At 72.7% G+C, this 11,147-nt stretch carries 12 protein-coding genes and 2 pseudogenes; 7 read left to right on the plus strand and 7 right to left on the minus strand.

Annotation, left to right across the window (positions count from 1 at the left end):
• Positions 1–186: pseudogene (locus UK82_RS27495) on the minus strand (IS701 family transposase); the annotation flags it as partial.
• Between the two features lie 298 nt (positions 187–484).
• Between UK82_RS27495 and UK82_RS27500 the strand changes: the two are divergent.
• Positions 485–1,405 (plus strand): LLM class F420-dependent oxidoreductase, encoded by a 921-nt coding sequence (locus UK82_RS27500; RefSeq protein ID WP_044886007.1) that lies wholly within the window; start codon positions 485–487, stop codon positions 1,403–1,405.
• A gap of 177 nt (positions 1,406–1,582) precedes the next feature.
• Positions 1,583–2,359, plus strand: a complete 777-nt coding sequence (locus tag UK82_RS27505; protein ID WP_044886008.1) for an SDR family NAD(P)-dependent oxidoreductase — start codon at positions 1,583–1,585, stop codon at positions 2,357–2,359.
• Between the two features lie 158 nt (positions 2,360–2,517).
• On the opposite strand, the gene UK82_RS43470 is transcribed toward UK82_RS27505, so the two are convergent.
• From UK82_RS43470 to UK82_RS27515, 3 genes and pseudogenes are all read right to left on the minus strand, one after another.
• Positions 2,518–2,867 (minus strand): GNAT family N-acetyltransferase (locus tag UK82_RS43470; RefSeq protein ID WP_396230658.1); only part of this gene is annotated, 350 nt, incomplete at its 5' end.
• A gap of 1 nt (position 2,868) precedes the next feature.
• Positions 2,869–3,117, minus strand: a pseudogene (locus UK82_RS43475) (hypothetical protein); the annotation flags it as partial.
• Entirely contained in the window at positions 3,066–3,680 is a 615-nt protein-coding gene (locus tag UK82_RS27515; RefSeq protein ID WP_044886010.1) for a TetR/AcrR family transcriptional regulator, read from the minus strand. The pseudogene UK82_RS43475 and the gene UK82_RS27515, both read right to left, overlap by 52 nt.
• A 121-nt stretch (positions 3,681–3,801) precedes the next feature.
• Between UK82_RS27515 and UK82_RS27520 the strand changes: the two genes are divergently transcribed.
• A complete protein-coding gene (locus UK82_RS27520; protein ID WP_044886011.1) occupies positions 3,802–4,266 on the plus strand; it encodes a cupin domain-containing protein in 465 nt (154 codons plus the stop codon).
• A 105-nt stretch (positions 4,267–4,371) separates the two neighbouring features.
• A complete protein-coding gene (locus tag UK82_RS27525) occupies positions 4,372–5,196 on the plus strand; it encodes an alpha/beta fold hydrolase (RefSeq protein ID WP_044886012.1) in 825 nt (274 codons plus the stop codon).
• A 15-nt stretch (positions 5,197–5,211) separates the two neighbouring features.
• Here the strand turns inward: UK82_RS27525 and UK82_RS40570 are convergent, their stop codons facing one another.
• On the minus strand, positions 5,212–5,373 hold the full coding sequence (locus UK82_RS40570; RefSeq protein WP_236706519.1) for a hypothetical protein: 162 nt from the start codon (positions 5,371–5,373) through the stop codon (positions 5,212–5,214).
• Between UK82_RS40570 and UK82_RS27530 the strand changes: the two genes are divergently transcribed.
• Positions 5,360–6,784 (plus strand): MFS transporter, encoded by a 1,425-nt coding sequence (locus tag UK82_RS27530; protein WP_304438073.1) that lies wholly within the window; start codon positions 5,360–5,362, stop codon positions 6,782–6,784. The genes UK82_RS40570 and UK82_RS27530 overlap by 14 nt on opposite strands.
• On the opposite strand, the gene UK82_RS27535 is transcribed toward UK82_RS27530, so the two are convergent.
• On the minus strand, positions 6,755–7,432 hold the full coding sequence (locus UK82_RS27535; RefSeq protein WP_055410228.1) for an NADPH-dependent F420 reductase: 678 nt from the start codon (positions 7,430–7,432) through the stop codon (positions 6,755–6,757). The genes UK82_RS27530 and UK82_RS27535 overlap by 30 nt on opposite strands.
• A gap of 95 nt (positions 7,433–7,527) precedes the next feature.
• Here UK82_RS27535 and UK82_RS27540 point away from each other — a divergent pair, with 95 nt between their 5' ends.
• Positions 7,528–7,923: a helix-turn-helix domain-containing protein gene (locus tag UK82_RS27540; RefSeq protein ID WP_110431466.1), complete on the plus strand. Its 396-nt coding sequence runs from the start codon at positions 7,528–7,530 to the stop codon at positions 7,921–7,923.
• Positions 7,924–7,939: 16 nt separating this feature from the next.
• On the opposite strand, the gene UK82_RS27545 is transcribed toward UK82_RS27540, so the two are convergent.
• A complete protein-coding gene (locus UK82_RS27545; RefSeq protein ID WP_255354370.1) occupies positions 7,940–9,784 on the minus strand; it encodes a serine/threonine-protein kinase in 1,845 nt (614 codons plus the stop codon).
• Between the two features lie 461 nt (positions 9,785–10,245).
• On the opposite strand from UK82_RS27545, the gene UK82_RS27550 reads away from it, so the two are divergent.
• Positions 10,246–11,040, plus strand: coding sequence for a cyclopropane-fatty-acyl-phospholipid synthase family protein (locus UK82_RS27550; RefSeq protein WP_055410251.1), 795 nt, complete (start codon positions 10,246–10,248; stop codon positions 11,038–11,040).
• Positions 11,041–11,147 lie beyond the last annotated feature (107 nt).

Below are 11,147 nucleotides of genomic sequence, written 5' to 3' on the forward strand. Positions count from 1 at the left end.
GTTCAACAACCGCTGCATCTTCTGCGGCCCGGACTCACGGCTGAACTCCGCCAGCGTCCACCCGTTCTTCCGCTCGGTCCGAGACAACAACCCCGCCACATACGCCCGCGCCTGCGCCCGGGGCTGATCAGACCGGAAACAGCCTTCCACCCGGCCGAACAGCTCCTCCAGCCCCGCCTCCCACATCGCTACATCCACCTCGGATACACTCTGAGCCGCGGCCACCGCGGTCTCTCNCTTTGTTNTCANAAAACATGGAGAAACACACGGTGGCCGCTCTTCCGTCCACACCACGCCGCACTCGAAGCAAGAGATCACACACCGACCACTGTCGCTGTAGTACTAGCCGGTTGACCAAGGTGGGACTGGCGGCGTCCTCGCCCGCGAGACNCAACCTTCTTCGGTAGCCCCTGGTTCGGCGCCGGCACTGGATTCCACTGAAGTGGTTTCGATAGTTCGGGGTGACGTGGTTAGCGTGGGCGGCATGATCCCGATCGGGCTCGCGCTCGTGCCACCCGGACCCGAGGCGTCGAACGCCATCGATGTGCTGGTCGGCCAGGTCAGAGACGCCGCGGCGGCCGGCATCGGCTCGGTCTGGCTGGGCCAGCAGTACGACCTCGACGCGCTCACCGCCCTCGCCGTGCTGGCCGTCCACGTGCCCGGGATCGGGCTCGGCACCGCCGTCACCGTCACCCACAGCCGACATCCGATCACCATGTCCAGCCAGGCGCAGACCGTTCAGGCGGCCAGTGGTGGTCGGCTCACCCTCGGCCTCGGCGTGCTGCACCGGCGGCCGGTCGCGCGGCGCTTCGGCATCGATCTCGACGGCCCCGCTACGTATATGCGCGAATACCTCTGCGCCCTGCGGCCGCTGCTGCGCGACGGCACGGTCGTCTTCGAGGGAGACATGATCACCGCCGACACCAGCGGTTTCGCCGGTCACGTCGCCGGGAGCACCCCGCCCGTCGTCCTTGTCGCCGCGCTCGGCACGGCCATGCTCCGCGTCGCCGGCGAACTCGCCGACGGAGCCATGACCTGGATGGCCGGGCCCCGGACGATCGAGCACCACATCGTGCCCGCCATCACCGCCGCTGCCGCCGGGGCGCCGCAGGTCGCGGTCAGCCTGCCGGTCTGCGTCACCGACCACCCCGAGGAGGCCCGCCGACGCGCCGCCGCCCACCTCGCCTGCTATGCCGAGCTGCCCTCCTACCGGGCCATGCTCGACCACGAAGGCGCGACCAACCCCGCCGACGTCGCGATCATCGGCGACGAGCGGCACCTCGAAGCGCAGCTCCATCGCCTCGCCGACGCCGGCGCCACCAACTTCATCGCCAACACCACCGGGATCACCACTCCCGCCGAGCGCGATCGCACCCTCCAAGCCCTCGGCGGCCTGGCCGGGTGAGCCCGGTGGTCGTCCTTCGGGCCGACTCGTCTATCGGGCTTGGGCGCCCGGCCGGGATTCGACTCCTGTGCGTCATGACGTGGAACATTCCCGTTCACTCCGACGGGTGAGGCTTACGTCGGCATCGCCAGCCGGATTCGCCGCCGCGGTGGTCTCCCCGAGCTCCCTGGAGGAAGCGTGGTCGCCTCGTCGGTCGTCATCACGGGAGCGGCGTCCGGCATCGGGCGAGCGTGCGTGGAGTTGTTCGCCGCCCGGGGGTTCGGGGTCGTCGCGGTCGACCTGGACGAGGCCGGGCTGTCCGCCCTGATCGGCCGGCCGGCATCGGAGCAGGTCGTGCCGCTCGTCGGGGACGTCTCCCGCGAGGAGACCGGTACGGCCATGGCGCAGCTCGCGCTCGATCGGTTCGGGCGGCTGGACGTCGCGGTCCTCAATGCAGGGATCGGCGGGACCCTGCCGTGGGAGGACGCCGATGCGATCGATCGGCTTGACCGGATCCTTGCCGTCAATGTGCGAGGCGTCGCGATCGGGATACGTTCTGTCGTTCCGGCCATGCGCGCCGGCGGCGGCGGCGCGATCGTCGTGACCGCGTCCAGTGCCGGGCTGCAGGGGGAGCCGGGGAACTGGGCGTACAACGCGTCCAAGGCGGCGGTGATCAACATGGTGCGCGCCGCGGCACTCGATCACGCGGCCCAGCGCATCCGGATCAACGCGGTGGCGCCGGGCCTCAGCGAGACCCCCTTGACGGCGCGGCACCGGACCGAGCCGGAGTCCACGGCGGCGGTAGGCCGGCGGATCCCGATGCAGCGCTGGGGACAGGCGCGTGAGCACGCGGCGGCCATCTGGTTCCTGGCCTCGCCCGAGGCGTCCTACATCACCGGTACGACGCTGGTCGCCGACGGAGGGCTCACCGCCCACCACGGCGCGGCGCCGCTGCCGTCTCACCCACAGCCCTGAGCTGGCCTGGCGTGAGAGTTCGCGCATTTCAGTGGAACGCCGCGTGCACTCGAGGTTGAGGGATCGACGCTCGCTGACGGAGTCGGTCCACGACAGGTGTCCAGGCACTCCAAGCTGCCCGCCCCGGCACGGTTGCAAGTAGGGTAGCCGGCGAAAGTTCAGGGACGTCGCATGAGTCGAATCCTGTACGGCTCGTAACCGAGTCGCCCGAAGAACCGCTGTGCGTCCGTGTTGAAACTTCCCGTGTTGAGTCGCAGCGTATCCAGGGATCGGCTGGCTGCGTGCTGTTCCGCCGTGGTCATCAGGGCGCGGCCGATGCCAGATCTCCGCCTGGCGGGGTGAGTGCAGAGGTGATGGATATGCAGGACGTTGGATGACTGCCGGAAGGCGTCTGCTTCCAGGCGTTGCTCCTCGGCGTACAGGTAGCCAAGTGCCTGGCCATCCTCGTCGGCAAGCAGCACCAGCACGTTCGGTGCGGTCAGCCGCTCCCGGAAGTAGGCGGCGGCGGNGGTTGTGTCAGGCGCACGGAAATCGGTTGGCTGCATACGGACATGCAACTCCTGAAGGTCGGCGTTCAACTCGCCGAGAGCGGTCACATCCGCCATCGTCGCGGACCGAATTGTGCGAGTCCCAGTCACCGGGTCATTGTGGATCTCGCGCCCACGGAAGTACATCGATTTATCGGCGCTGACCCTGTCCTGCGCTGTCAGGCGGGCGGGTCGGTGAAGGCGGCTCGGGTGAGGGTGGTGGCCGTACATACCGCGCTGGCGATCGCTTCCTCCGGTGGCAGCCGGCACAGGTCGGTCAGGACGAACAGGGCTTCGGCGCTGACGGTGATTGCCAGGTCGAGCTTCAGGCGGTCCAGCGCGGCGGGGCTGAGGTAGGCCGGACCGGCCGGGTCCTGGAACGGCGCGAGGGCGTGGTCGATCAGGCCGAAACGAAGGCCGGGGCGGTCCCGCGCCCGGAGCGGTGCGGTGATCGTGTGGGAGATCGTCGCCCGCACCGCGCCCTGGTAGGCGAGCACATGGCGCAGGAGGTGCTCGCAGGCGAAGGCGACGCGCTCCCCGGGATCGGTCGACCCGATGATCGGGGCGAGAGCCTGCGCCGGCTCCGGCCACAGTCCGCCCAGGGCCTCCTGGATCAGCGAGACCAGGTCGGGGAAGTAGCGGTAGGCGGTGGCCTCGGAGACCAGGGCGAGCTGCGCGACCTGCGGCATCGTGACCTCGGCTCCCGAGCGGATCAGCTCACGGCATGCCTCCACGATGGCCTTGCGGGTCCTGGCCTTCTGATTCGTCCGGCCGGTGGCGCCTGATACGGCCATCTCACGTCCCCCTCCTCATCATGATGGCGATGTCTCTTCGCGAGAGTACGCTTGCATCAGTGAAGCGAGCTCGCTATCTTCATGCGTGTCAGCTCTCACGAAGAAGTGTGGAGGAGATCCCATGGGCACCAAGGCTTCGATCGTCGGACCCGGGGGTGGAGAGGCCGTGCACCTCGGCCCGGCGACGATGCGCATCCTGGAGGACGGCAGCACCACCGGCCATCGCATCGGCATCGGCGAGATCACCCTCGCCCCGCACACCGACGGCCCGCCCCAACATCGGCACGGCCGGCACGACGAGGGCTTCTACGTCGTCTCCGGGACCGCCCGGTTCACCGTCGGCACCACCACCTACGACGCGCCGGCCGGCACCCTCGCGATGATCCCGCCCGGCGCGCCGCACACCTTCGCCAACCCCGGCGACGAACCACTGGTGCTGCTCAACACCTTCACCCCGGACCTGTATGTGCAGTACTTCCGCGACCTGCGGGAGATGATCGCCCAGACCGGCCCCGCGACGCCCGAGGCGACCGCACAGGTCATGAGTCGGTACGCCACCGAGGTGGCCACCGACTACGCCGACTGATCGGCCCCGCACCCGGCCGCCCCGGCCGCCCCCAGCCGAACCCGCGCGGTGCGCCGCCCCTTCGCGCGGCGCCGCGCGGCACCCGTTCTGTCACGAGGAGATCGCATGCCCACCACCACGGACCTCTCGACGACCGTCCACCAGGTGCCCACGTCATCCGGCCCCGTTCCCGTCACCGTCACCGAGCGCGGGCAGGGCCGGGTCGTCCTGCTGCTGCACGGCGGCGCCGGTCCTGACTCGGTCGCCGGCTTCGCCGACCTGCTCGCCGCCCGCGGGCCGGCCCGGGTCCTGACCCCGAAGCACCCCGGGTTCGGCGGTACTCCCCGGCCCGACGGCATCGACTCCGTCCGCCGGCTCGCCGAGGTCTACCGCGGCCTGCTGGACCTGCTCGACCTCACCGACGTGACCGTCGTGGGGAACTCGATCGGCGGCTGGACCGCCGCGGAACTCGCCCTCGCCGCGCCCGGGCGGGTCGGACGCCTCGTCCTGCTCAACGCGGTCGGCCCGACCAGCGCCGAGCACCCCGTCGCCGACTTCTTCGCCCTGACGCTGGACGAGGTCGTGAACCTCAGCTACGCCGACCCGGACAGGTTCCGGATCAACCTGGCCGCGCTGACCGACGCGCAGAAGTCCGTCGCCGCGGGCAACCGGGCGGCCCTGCAGGCCTACGGCGGCCCGACGATGGCCGACCCGAGCCTGGCCGGACGGCTGGGCGGACTCGCCGTTCCCACGCTCGTGGTCTGGGGCGAGGCGGACCGGATGGCCGTGCCGGCCTACGGCCGGCAGTACGCCGCAGCCATCCCCGGCGCCGCCTTCCACCTGCTGCCCGCAGCCGGACACCTGCCGCATCTCGAGGCCCCCGAGGCGCTGCTGACCCTGCTCGTGCAGTTCGCGCAGTTCGTCGACGGCACGCCGACGGACGGACAGTAGCCGGCGAAGTCCTGATCATCCGACCGACCGGGAGGTCAGCGCCGTGTCCATGCCGATGTCCGCTCGACCACAGGAGATCGCCCGCCCCGCCCCATCGGCGGCGACCTCCTCGACGAGCTCCTCGACGACCTTCTCGAAGGCCGCGATCCTGACGCTCGCCTGCGTGGCCCAGTTCATGGTCATTCTCGACGTGTCCATCGTGAACGTGGCGCTGCCCGCGATGCGGCACGGCCTGGGCCTGAGCGCCGCGGGCCAGCAGTGGATCGTCACCGCCTACACCCTCGGGTTCGCCGGGCTGCTGCTGCTCGGCGGTCGGGTCGCGGACCTCGTCGGCGTCCGGCGTGTCTTCCTGGCGGGTCTGGCGGGGTTCACCCTGGCGTCGCTGGCCGGCGGTCTGGCGACCAGCGGCGCCGTGCTCATCGCCGCCCGGGCGGGCCAGGGAGTCTGCGCCGCGTTCCTCGCCCCGGCCACCCTCACTCTGATCACCACGACGTTCACCGAGCCCACGGCCCGCACCCGGGCCGTGGGCGCCTGGAGCACCGTGACGACCACCGGCGGGGCCGCCGGCGCGGTCCTGGGCGGGGTGCTCACCCAGTACCTGGGCTGGCGCTGGGTCCTGTTCGTCAACGTCCCGGCCGGCGCGGCCGTCCTCGCCGTGGCCGGCGGCCGCATCCCCGCCGCCGACGGGCGCGCGGCGGACGCCCTGCGCCGCCTGGACCTGCCGGGGGCCGCAGCCGTCTTCGCCGCGTTGACGGCGCTGGTCTACGGGGTGGTCAACACCGAGACTCACGGCCTGGCCGACCCCCGGGTCGCCGTTCCCCTCGCCGCCGCGGTGCTGCTGCTCGCCGGGTTCGTCGTGATCGAGTCCACTGCCGCGCAACCCCTGGTCCCCCTGGCGATGCTGCGCCGCCGCACCCTCGCCGGCGGGAACCTCATCATGATCTTCATCGGCGGGGCGCTGTTCCCGATGTGGTTCCTGCTGTCGCTGTACCTGCAGCAGGTCCTGCACCTCGGCGCCGTGCACACCGGGCTGTGCCTCCTTCCCGGCACCCTGGCCCTCATCGTCGGGGCCCGGATCTCCGTGCGCCTGCTCGCGACGCTCGGCCCCCGTCGCCTCCTCGCGACCGGCATGGTGCTGAGCACGGCCGGCTTCGCGTGGCTGTCGCGGGTCGGCGTCAGCGGCGACTACAGCACCGACGTGCTGGCACCGTTCCTGCTGACCGCTCTCGGCCTGGGCCTGGCGATCACCCCGGTCACCGTCACCGCCACCCAGGGGATCGACCGGGCGCACTCCGGCCTGGCCGCCGGCCTGGTCAACACCTCACGGCAGGTCGGCGGCGCGCTCGGCCTCGCCGCGCTGGCCACCCTCGCCGCCCACACCACCGCTGCTGCCCACGCCGTTGCCGTCCCCACCACCGCCGCGCGCCTGCAAACCCACTCCGTAGCCGCCGCCCTCGCCGACGGCTATGCTCACGCACTGCTCGGCGCAGCAGTCGTCACCGCCACCGCGGCCGTTGCCTCGCTCCTGCTTCCCGGCCGTCCGGCCGCATCGCGGCGGTCAGACCACCGAGCCGTCCGGGGACGGTGACTGGGTCGGGACGCGGGGGATGGCGGAGCTGGGGTCGACGCCAGCGAAGGCGAGGCCGATGACGAAGCCTGCGGCCTCCTCAAGCTGACGAGCGCGATCCAGCGGACCCAGCACGGCCGGTGTCCCGCCGACGTCGCGAATGAGCTCCCCGGTGACGCGCAGCGCGCCGGCGTCGTCGCCGCAGATCACCACCGTCGTGTGCGCCGGGCCGGCATCGTCGCCGGGCGGCGGCGCCGTCCATTGCTCGGCGGGGAAAAGATGGAACGCCTTCACCACGTGGGCGCCGGGAGCCCATGTGGCGATCTGGCCGGCGGCGGACGTCCCGGGTTCGGTGAGCAGCACCCCGACGCCATGCTCCACGGCGTTCGTCGGATCGATCAGGGTGGTCCCGGCCAGGGTGCCGGCGGCCGCGTCGACGTCGCGCAGCACGTCCGCGACGCCGCTCCACAGCACCGCGAGCAGCACGGCGTCCTGCCCGGTGACCGCCTCCCGCGGAGTGTCGGCGCGTGTCCCGCCGCCCAGGCGTCCGGCGAGCGCCTCCGCCTTCGCCCGCGACCGACCGCCGATCACCAGCTCGTGCCCGGCGCGGACCCAGCCCGTGCCCAGTGCCTCGGCCAGGGCTCCGGTGCCCAGAATCCCGATCCGCATTGGTACCTCCCCATGTCGCCGACCGCTTCGGTGCCCACGGTAGAGATTTCGTTACGCACCGATCGGTGCGTGGGGAACCTGCGACGATGGCGGGAATGAGCAAGGCCGAGGACTCCTGCGTCGAACTGGTCGCGGACTGCCGCCTGCGGGCGACGACCGACCTGTTCGCCCATACCTGGGATCCCGTCGTCCTGATGGCGCTTCGCCCTGGCCCTCGGCGGCGCCGCGAGCTGCGGGCAGCGATCGGTGGCCTGAGCGACAAGGTCCTCACCGAGGCGCTGCGCCGGCTGTGCGCCCACGGTCTGGTGGATCGCCGGGCCTTCGCGCAGGCCCCGCCCCGGGTCGAGTACGCGCTGACCTCGCTGGGGCACAGCCTGGTCGAGGGCCCGATGCAGGCGCTCGGTGACTGGACGCGTGAGCATGGCGACGAACTCCTCGACGCCCAGGAACACGCGGCCGGGCCGCCGCCGTCGGCGCTGCGCCGTCGCTGACGGCGGCCGGGAGCCGTCAGCGGTCTCGGGTCAGGGTGCCGGTCGGGTTGCCGGTGCCGGGGGCCTCGGCGGCGAAGCGGACCGTGCCGTCCGCCTGCAGGAGCAGCGAGATCCGGCCGCCGTGGGAGCACGCGGAGATGCCAAGGATCTTCGGGTCCGAGCCCGTACCGGGGATGTCCTGCAGGGTCAGGCCGCCGGAGACGCTCACGAGCCGCAGATCGGCGGTGCAGCGGATGAGCTGCCCGTCGGGCTGGGTCAGCCCGTCGACGGTGATCTCGGAATGCGCCACGGCCTGCCCGGTCCGCCCCGGGTGCACCGTGACGACGGCGTTCTGCGCCAGGCCCGACGGGGTGGTGATCTCGCCACGCCAGGTGCCAACGTATCCGGCCGGCACCGCCGCGCCCGCGGTCACGGCCGGGCTCGTCGACGGGTTCGTCCCGGTGAGCCGTTCGCCGCCGACCGCCCCCGCCCCCGCCCCCGATGCCGCGCCCGCGGTTGCGCCGGACGTGGAACCCGCGCGGGCACCGCCGGCAGTGGCGGTGCCGCCGTCGGAGCCACGATCGACGATCAGCACCACGGCCAGGGCGACCAGAGCCAGACCGACGGCGGCCGCGGCCGCGAGGACCGCGAGGACGCGAGACCGTCGGCGTGGCGTCGCCGGCTGCCTGGGCGCGGCCGGCGGCCACGGCAGGTCCTGACCCGGCCGGGGCCCGGGCATCGAGCCGGTGCCGGGGCGCGAGGGTGTGCCGGGTGGCGGGAGGGCACTGGGTGCTGGAAAGCCGTCGGGTGGCGGGGTGTTACCGAGTGGTCGGTACGGATCGGGCGGCGGGGTGGTGCCAGGAGGCGGATACCCGCGCGGGTCGGAGGGGACGGTGCGGGTGCGGCCGCGATCCGGCCACGGTCCGTGGCTCGCGTCCGGGCCGGTGCTGGTGGGCGGCGGCTCGGGGTGGTTCGGAGTGCCAGCCGCATGCGGTGACCCGGTGCCGGACAGGCCCTGCGGCGGGGGCGGGCGGGTCGGGGCGTCGAGGTCGAGCAGGGCGACGGCGCGGCGGCTCAGGGCGGTGACGAGTGTCGCGGGCAGCCAGCCGGCGGCGATCAGCCCGGCCGCGCCACCGGCGGGCGCCAGCGCCGCCAGCACCGCGGCGGGGGAGGGGCGCTCGCCGGGGGCCTTGCGCAGGCAGGCGCCGATCAGGTCGCGCAGGTCGGCCGGCACGGCGGCCAGGTCCGGCTCCCGGGACAGGACGGCGTACATCATCGCCGGCACGGTGGTGGCCTGGAACGGGCCGGCGCCGGTCGCGGCGTGCACGAGCACCGCGCCGAGGGCGAAGACGTCGCTGGCCGGCCCGACGTCCCCGGTCCTGATCTGCTCGGGCGCCATGAACGCCGGCGAGCCGATCGCCGCCCCGGTGTGCGTCAGCGTGGTCGCATCGACCGCCCGTGAGATGCCGAAGTCGATGACCCGCGGACCGTCCAGGCTCAGCAGCACGTTGGACGGCTTGAGGTCCCGGTGCACCAGGCCCGCGCCGTGCACGGCGATCAACGCCTCGGCCAGACCCGCGCCGAGGGCCCGGACGGTGCGGGCTGGCAGCGGGCCGTGGGCGCGGACGGCCTCATGCAGCGACGGACCGGGCACGAAGGTGGTGACCAGCCAGGGCTGCTCGGCGTCGGGGTCGGCGTCGAGCACCGGGGCGGTCCACGCCCCGCCCACCCGACGGGCCGCGTCGACCTCGCGCCGGAACCGCTGGCGGAACTGCGGGTCGTCGGCGAACTCGGATCGGATCACCTTGATTGCCACGGTGCGCCCGCCTGGGCTGCGGCCGAGGTACACCCGACCCATGCCGCCGGCGCCGAGCCGCTGCAACAGCCGGTAGTCGCCGATCAGCTCCGGATCGTCGGGACGCAGGNGTAACACCGCAGTGCCCTCCCGATCCCGATTCGACCCGCACTGAGGATACGGGCGTGCGCCGGCTTGGATCCCAGCCGGGTAGGCGCGGCCAGGGCCGGGGGCGGAAAACCCGTTGCCGGCCCGGACCGGCCGGCCTAGCCTTGCCCGTAGACCCGTCGGGCCACGGCCCGGCGGCAAACATGGAGGATGCCATGGCTGCCCCGGGCCCCGTCCCGGGTCACCGGTGATCGCCCGGCCAGCCCGGTCCGGCGGCGGTCACGCGCAGCGCCGCGCCGGCCTCGGGCCGTTCCGCGGCGCACAGCCCGTCCGCGGAGCACTGCCGTCCGCCGTCGGGCTGACCGCGCGCGGCTGTCCTTCTCCCGGTGCCCCGCGACAGCAACGTCCTGTCGAGGTACCTCAATCGGGAGCATCCTGCGTTGTCCGAGCACACTCCGTCCACATACAGCCCATCCGCACACATCCCGTCCGCGTGGTACGCGGACTTCTTCACCGACCTTCCCAACGAGTTCTGGCGGCGCGCCGCCTCACCGGAATGGACCGCGGCCGACATCGACTTCGTCGAGGCCAGGCTCGGTCTGCCGGACGATTCGCGGATCCTGGACGTCCCGTGCGGCAGCGGCCGGCACAGCCTCGCCCTCGCCGCGCGCGGCCACCGGGTGACCGGGGTCGACCTGTCCACGGAGGCCATCGCCCACGCCCAGCGTGCGGCGCGGGTCGTCAGGCAGGCGGTGGCGTTCGAACACGGCGACATGCGCGACATCGGCCGGTTCGGCGTCTTCGACGCCGCGGTCTGCCTGGGCAACAGCTTCGGCTACCTGGATCTGGCCGGCACCCGCGCCTTCGCTGCGGCGCTCGGCCGGGCTGTCCGCCCGGGTGGCGGGCTGGTCGTCGACTTCGGTGCGACGGCCGAGTCGATCCTGCCCGGCTTCACCGGGGCGCCGCGCACCATGCGGACCGGCGACATCACCGTGGAGACGACCACCGAGTACGACGTCGCGGCGAGCCGGCTGATCAGCCGCTACCGCTTCATCCAGGGGGCCCGGCGGCTCGACGCCACCGCGCTGCACCACATCTACACGAGCGCCCATCTGGGCGACCTGCTGACGGACGCCGGGTTCACCGACATCCGACGCTATGCCGGCCCGGACGGCACGCCCTTCGCCCTGGGCGCCGGCCGCCTCCTGCTCACGGCCCGGCGCGAGCCGGGGTGACGCCGATCGGCCCGGTGGTCGGAGGGGTCGGGACCGTATAGCGATGGGGAAGTGCTGGAGGTTGGTGACGGTCCCATGGGCTCGCCCTCGTCATCGGCCGCCAGCAA

Source organism: Frankia sp. ACN1ag (genome assembly GCF_001414035.1).
Taxonomy (GTDB): domain Bacteria; phylum Actinomycetota; class Actinomycetes; order Frankiales; family Frankiaceae; genus Frankia; species Frankia torreyi.

Bases quoted from the DNA above. Each gene is read 5' to 3' on its own strand.
- UK82_RS27520 (WP_044886011.1), top strand. From the start codon at position 3,802: ATGGGCACCAAGGCTTCGATCGTCGGACCCGGGGGTGGAGAGGCCGTG.
- UK82_RS27535 (WP_055410228.1), bottom strand. From the start codon at position 7,432: ATGCGGATCGGGATTCTGGGCACCGGAGCCCTGGCCGAGGCACTGGGC.
- UK82_RS27500 (WP_044886007.1), top strand. From the start codon at position 485: ATGATCCCGATCGGGCTCGCGCTCGTGCCACCCGGACCCGAGGCGTCG.
- UK82_RS27525 (WP_044886012.1), top strand. From the start codon at position 4,372: ATGCCCACCACCACGGACCTCTCGACGACCGTCCACCAGGTGCCCACG.
- UK82_RS27515 (WP_044886010.1), bottom strand. From the start codon at position 3,680: ATGGCCGTATCAGGCGCCACCGGCCGGACGAATCAGAAGGCCAGGACC.
- UK82_RS27540 (WP_110431466.1), top strand. From the start codon at position 7,528: ATGAGCAAGGCCGAGGACTCCTGCGTCGAACTGGTCGCGGACTGCCGC.
- UK82_RS40570 (WP_236706519.1), bottom strand. From the start codon at position 5,373: ATGAACTGGGCCACGCAGGCGAGCGTCAGGATCGCGGCCTTCGAGAAG.